Here is a 1,017-nt window from a genome sequence, read left to right on the forward strand (position 1 = left end):
ACCATCTTCCCGACCCGGGACGGCGAGTGGGTGGCCTGGACGCCGGAGGGGTTTTTCGACGCCAGCGAGCACGGCGCCCAGTACATCGGCTACCACCTGAACCGCGGCCCGGATAAGGCGGCGGACTTCGTGGGGGTGGATCAGCTCTACGACGCCTTCTACCGCCCGGACCTGGTGGCCAAGAAGCTGGCGGGCCAGGACATCAGCGCCCAGGCGGAGCGCATCGACGTGGCCGCGCTGCTCAGCGGCGGGCTGCCGCCGGAGGTGGCGATCCTGGCCCCCGAGTCCGGGCAAGGGGACGCCCGGGACGTCACCCTGCGCTACGAGGTCTGCGACCGGGGCGGCGGCATCGGCCGCACCGTGCTGTACCTGAACGGCCGGGCGGTGGGCGTCACCGAGGGGACCCGCGCGCTGAAGCGGGTCAAGGCGGAAGGTCCGGAGCAGGGGGCCTGCTACACCCGGGAGCGCCCCATCTCCCTGCAGCCCGGTGCCAACCGCATCGAGCTGGCGGCGGCCACCGAGGCCGGCGGGGTCACCTCCGAGCGGGCCGGCATCACCGTGGACTGGCAAGGGGCGCAGCAGGAGCCGGACCTGCACATCCTGGCGGTGGCAGTAAATAAGTACCGCGACGGCGACTTGCGCCTGGAGCACGCCACCGGCGACGCCCGGGCCCTGATCGAGCAGCTCCGGGCCCGGGGGCAGGGGCTCTTCCGGGACATCCACGTCCACACCCTGTTCGACGCCGCCGTGGACCGCGCCGGCATCGCCGAGACCTTCGACGAGGTGGGCGCGCAGGTAAACCCCGAGGACGTGTTCGTGTTCTTCCTCGCCGGCCACGGCGTCACCAACCGCCAGGACGGCGACTACTACTTCCTGCCGGCGGACTTCCGCTACACCTCCCAATCGGCCGTGGCCGAGCAGGGCCTGTCCAAGGGCTTCTTCCAGGAGAGCCTGGCGCGGGTGCCGGCGGGCAAGGCGCTGGTGCTGCTGGACACCTGCCAGAGCGGCGCCTTCGCC

The 1,017-nt window shown here is 72.1% G+C and carries 1 protein-coding gene; it reads left to right on the forward strand.

Features of this window, described 5'->3' with window-relative positions; translation table 11 throughout:
• Nucleotides 1-1,017: caspase family protein (locus ACERLL_RS17770; protein WP_373657434.1), on the forward strand; the 1,017-nt coding region annotated here is incomplete at both ends.

Source organism: Thiohalorhabdus sp. Cl-TMA (assembly GCF_041821045.1).
Lineage (GTDB): Bacteria > Pseudomonadota > Gammaproteobacteria > Thiohalorhabdales > Thiohalorhabdaceae > Thiohalorhabdus > Thiohalorhabdus methylotropha.